This is a genomic window from Nocardiopsis protaetiae, from assembly GCF_045446735.1.
In the GTDB taxonomy this organism is placed as follows: domain Bacteria; phylum Actinomycetota; class Actinomycetes; order Streptosporangiales; family Streptosporangiaceae; genus Nocardiopsis; species Nocardiopsis protaetiae.
Genome location: NZ_JBJJBV010000447.1, coordinates 1 through 4,391, shown reverse-complemented (window position 1 = coordinate 4,391; position 4,391 = coordinate 1). Strand labels below are relative to the sequence as shown.

Below are 4,391 nucleotides of genomic sequence, written 5' to 3'. Positions count from 1 at the left end.
CGGCCGTGTCCGGGGCCGGTCGGCGGTACTAGTCGACGGGCCGGTAGCGGCCGGCCCGGCGCACCAGCGCCGGGCCCGTGCCGCGCACCTCGGGCAGGCCGGTCACGGCGGCGAAGAACACGGTGTGGTCGCCCACCTCCACCCGGCTCAGCACCCGGCACTCGAACGCCGCCAGCGCCTCGTCCAGCACGATCGCCCGGGTCAGCTCCCCCCGGTGGTGGGCGGTGTCGGACACCAGCCGCCGGGCGCTGGGCCGCCCCTCCGCGGAGAACCGGCCCGCCAGCGCCGTCTGGCCGCCGCCGAGCACGCTCACCGCGAACGCGCCGACCTCCTCGATCACCTCGGCCATGTACCCGTCGGAGTCCACGCTCACCGACACCACCGGCGGATCGGCCGAGACCGACCCGAAGGCGCTCACCGTCGCCCCGATGTCGTCCCGGTCGTCGGCGACGGTCACCACCGTCACCCCGACCGGCAGCAGCCCCATCGCGTCCAGGTACGGACCGGTCCCCACCGGATCCCCCACCGCGCCACCCCCGCCCACTCGTCCATGTCCATCGCCCTGATCCTCCCGCACCCGCCCGCGTTCCCAGGAACGCGGCCCGCCGCCCGAGCCGGTCGCCGGCCGAGGACGGCCGTCCGCGGCGCAGCGGTCTTGCTCCCATGCCCCGGCCCACCGCCGGGTTCGGGTCCGCGCCCGGTGCTCCAACGGCCCACCGCGGCGGTGTGAGGCGCGGGCCGCGCCGTCGGCGCGAGCAGCCGTCCGAGCCGGGCGGTCGCCTCCCGATCCGGTCACCGGCCGACGCCCGAACCGGCGGCCGCCCGAGGGCACGGCACCCCCGGCAGTCCGCGGCCTTCCGGCCGAGAGGGCGGACCGCCCCGTCGGCGCAGGCGGCCGCCGCCCGCGCGTCCGGCCCGCCGCCGGGGTGCGGCGGCGGGCCGACGGCTACCGGACGCGGCCCGGGTCGGGCATGGTGAGGGGGCCGGCCTCGGGCAGGCCCAGGACGGCGGCGACGTGGCGCAGCGGGCCCCAGGCGTCCAGGGCGCTCTGCGGCTGCGCGGCGGCCGGGTCCTCGCTGGACTCGTGCGGGCGCAGCCGGTCAAGCGGGTGCCGGCGCGGGAACGGGCGCAGCGGCAGCGCGCGGCCGCCGACCTTCTCCCGGGCGATGCGCACCGCCGTCTCCAGCCCGCCCAGGGCGTCCACCAGGCCGCGGTCGGCGGCGTCCCGGCCGGTCCACACCCGGCCGCGGGCCACCTCGTGCACCTCCTCGCGGCTCATGCCGCGGGCCGCGGCGACCTTGCCGGTGAAGTCCTCGTACACGCGGTCCAGCAGGGCGTTGACCCGCTCCCACTCCGACTCGCTGAACGGCCGGTCGGTGTCGAACATCCCCGCGTGCTCGCCCACGGACACCGCGTCGCTGGTGATCCCGTACCGCTCCAGCAGCGGCCCCAGCACCGGCTTGCCGACGATGACGCCGATCGACCCGGTCAGGGTGCCCGGCTGGGCGACGATCGCGTCCGAGGCCAGCGTCACGTAGTAGCCGCCCGACCCGGCGATGTCGCCCATCGTCGTCACCACCGGGATGCCCGCCTCGCGGGTCAGCTCCGCCTCGCGGCGGATGGCGTCGGAGGCCGTGGGCGACCCGCCGCGGCTGTCCACCCGGAACACCACCGCCTTGACGTGCGGGTCCCGGCGGGCGGCCCGGAACGCGGCCGACACCGTGTCCGACCCCATCACCGTGCCGCCGCCCAGCGGCGAGCGCCGGGTGCGCCCCAGGCTGATCGTCCCGGTGGCGGTGATCAGCGCGATGTGGTCGGCGCCCCCGCCCACCCGCGGCCGCGGCCCCGGGGTGTTGCGGCGGTGGTAGCGGGTGACGAAGGTGAGCCGCGGCTCGGGGCCGTCCTCCCCGCGCGCTCTGGACAGCAGGTCGGCGTACACCTCGTCGCGGTAGGCCAGGCGGTCGACCAGCCCGCGCTCGACCGCCTCGGCGCCCACGAACGGCCCCTGCGAGACCAGGGCGCGCACCTCGTCGGCGGACAGCGACCGGGCCGCGGCCACCCCCTCGACCAGCTGGTCGCCCAGCGAGTCGACGATCCGCCCGGTCGCCTCGCGGTGGGCGTCGGTGAACCCGGTCTCGGTGACCCCGTTGAGCGCGTTCTTGTACTCGTACCGCTTGCCGACCTCGTACCCCAGGCCCAGCTTGTCCAGGGCGCCCTTGACGAAGGTGCTCTTGAGCTGGAGCCCGGTCAGCCCCAGCACGCCGGTGGGCGCCATGACGATCTCGGAGAACGCGCAGGCCAGGTAGTAGGGCAGGTTGCCGTCGCCCGCCTCGCCGAAGGAGTCGGCCCAGGCCAGGGCGGGCTTGCCGGCCGCGCGGAAGTCGGCGATGCAGGTGCGCAGCTCCTGCACCTTGGCGAACCCCAGCGACCGGGTGTCGACCCGCACCAGCAGCGCCGCCACCTCCGGGTCGCGGGCGCCGCGCCGGATCCCCTCCACCACGTCCAGGTAGTGCTGGCGCCGACGGTTGACGAGTTGGCCGATCGGGTCGCCGGGGGCCTCGTCGGCGACCCCCTCGGTCAGGTCCAGCTCCAGTACCAGGGGTCCGTCCCGGCGGGGCCCGAACCGGTCGAGGGACAAGGGTTGCGTGATCTTCGCGAGGTCCACCATGGGCCCCAGGGTAGTCGGCGGGGCCCCGCCGGGGCGGGTGTCCCCGGCGGCCTGTGGACAACCGGGGCCGGCGGCGGCCGGCGCCCGCCCGGCAGGGCCCCGCGGTGGGGTTTTCGGCTGTTCCGTGATGTGCCGATGAACGTCACCGTCCGTCGACAGGTTTTACACGGGGCCAATGCATATGAGGCGCATCACGCTCCAGGGGGTGCAGAGGGTCGACTCATTCCCCGTACGCGGACATGCACCCTCCGCTACCGTTGTTGCTCGAACCACTGATCGAACATCCCGAGGCGGAAAAAGGGGGTGGGCCCATGGCCGCAGGTGACCCGAGCGAGCGCCAGGCGAAGAAGAAGCGGGGATTCACCCCCGAGCCGGGCCGTGTGGTGCAGGCGTACCGGTTCGCTCTGGACCCGGGCGCCGGAGTCGAGGCCCGTTTGCGGTCGCATTGTGGTGCGGCGCGGGCGGCCTATAACTGGGCGGTCGCGCATGTGCTCGCCTGTTGGGACCAGCGGCGTGCCGAGGAGTCCTACGGCATCGGCGAAGAGGACCGTGCCCCGTGGCGGTCGTGGTCGCTGCCCGCGCTGCGCAGGGCGTTCAACGCCGCCAAGAGGGAGGACCCTCGGTTCGCGGGGTGGTGGGCGGACAACTCCAAGGAGGCCTACAACACCGGGTTCGCCCATGCGGCGGCGGCGTTCGACAACTACGCCAGGTCCAGGCGCGGTGAGCGTGCCGGTGCGCGGGTGGACCGTCCTCGCCTCAAGTCCAAGCACCGGGCCCGCCTGGCGTGCCGGTTCACCACCGGCACCATCCGGGTCGAGGACGACCGCCGCCATGTGGTGCTGCCCGTGGTGGGTCGCATCCGTACCCATGAGAGCACCCGCAAGCTCCACCGGCGCATCGCGAACGGCACGGCGCGGATTCTGGCGGCGACGGTGTCCCATACCCGGGGCCGGTGGCAGGTGTCCTTCCAGGTCGAGGTCGAGCGCGAGGCCGCCACCCCGCGACGGCCCGGGTCGGTGGCGGGGGTGGACCTGGGGATCAGGACGTTGGCGGTGGTCGCCGACGACACGGGGCAGACCCGCCACGTGCCCAGTCCGCGCCACCTCACCGGCGAGCTGGCGCGGCTGCGCCGCGCCTGCCGGAGGGTGTCCCGCCGCCGGGGACCGGATCGGCGCACCCGGCAGGAACCATCAAGGAGGTGGCGCCGGGCCAACGAGCAGCGCAACCGGATCCACCACCGGGTGGCGGACCTGCGCGCCGATGCGCTGCACAAGTTCACCACGTCCCTGGCCCGCGAGTACGGGACCGTGGTCGTGGAGGACCTGCACGTGGCCGGGATGGTGAGGAACCGGCGTCTGGCCCGGTCGATCGCCGATGCCTCCTTCGGTGAGATCCGCCGCCAACTGGCCTATAAGACCGTGTGGAACGGTGGGTGGCTGGTGGTGGCGGATCGGTGGTTCGCCTCCTCCAAGACGTGCTCGGGCTGTGGTGCGGTGAAAGCCAAGCTGCCCCTGTCCGTGCGCACCTTCAGCTGCGATGAGTGCGGTCTGGTCCTGGACCGGGACGTCAACGCCGCACGCAACCTGGCCGCCCTGGCGGCGCGGGTGAGCAGTAGTACCGGTACCGGAGTGGCCGGAGACCGGGACACGCAAGTGTCGAAGCCTCGTGGAGCCGACCATAGGACCCGCACCACCCGCCGGGGCCGCACGGCCCCGGCGGGGCG

General features: G+C 74.7%; 3 protein-coding genes. 1 reads left to right on the top strand and 2 read right to left on the bottom strand.

Annotated elements, in window-relative coordinates; translation table 11 throughout:
• Positions 1–28: 28 nt before the first annotated feature.
• Together ACJOT3_RS33630 and sppA are read right to left on the bottom strand one after the other, a co-directional pair.
• On the bottom strand, positions 29–487 hold the full coding sequence (locus ACJOT3_RS33630) for a flavin reductase family protein (RefSeq protein WP_406977168.1): 459 nt from the start codon (positions 485–487) through the stop codon (positions 29–31).
• 459 nt (positions 488–946) lie between these two features.
• The gene (sppA, locus tag ACJOT3_RS33625; protein ID WP_406977167.1) at positions 947–2,668 is read right to left on the bottom strand and encodes a signal peptide peptidase SppA; all 1,722 of its coding nucleotides are present in this window, start codon (positions 2,666–2,668) and stop codon (positions 947–949) included.
• Between the two features lie 260 nt (positions 2,669–2,928).
• Between sppA and tnpB the strand changes: the two genes are divergently transcribed.
• Positions 2,929–4,391, top strand: a 1,463-nt coding sequence (tnpB, locus tag ACJOT3_RS33620; RefSeq protein ID WP_406977166.1) for an IS607 family element RNA-guided endonuclease TnpB, incomplete at its 3' end; no start/stop codon positions are given.

Coding starts and splice junctions, on each gene's coding strand:
- ACJOT3_RS33630 (WP_406977168.1), bottom strand. CDS start 487: ATGGGGCTGCTGCCGGTCGGGGTGACGGTGGTGACCGTCGCCGACGAC.
- sppA (WP_406977167.1), bottom strand. CDS start 2,668: ATGGTGGACCTCGCGAAGATCACGCAACCCTTGTCCCTCGACCGGTTC.